Raw genomic sequence first — 353 nt, 5'->3', positions numbered from 1 at the left:
CGTCGAGCTTGAAGTGAAGTGGAAGGACCCACCGTCGCTGATCATCGCGACGGTGGGTGCGTTCGCGACGCCTCTGAAACATGTTTCAAGGCATGAGCCCTCCGGTTTCGCCGGTGGCGCGCGGCCGTCTCAGGCGCGAAGCCCGAGGCCTGTCTCATCCGCCTACAAGGAGGAGACTCCAGGAGCAGGTCTCACTCCGGAGGACATGTGACGTCCTTCCCTCCCTGAACGCAGGGAGCCAGAGCAATCCCGCAAATACCTGAATTCACTCGGGTGGTTCTCCGCCGGTCTCATGACAGGACCTCCGTAGGCGGAATAATCTTACTCGCGTGAATTTGACCCACCCTCGCGCT

The sequence above is a fragment of the Corallococcus exercitus genome, from assembly GCF_042231735.1.
GTDB lineage: Bacteria > Myxococcota > Myxococcia > Myxococcales > Myxococcaceae > Corallococcus > Corallococcus exercitus_B.
Note: the sequence above shows the minus strand (reverse complement) of the source record.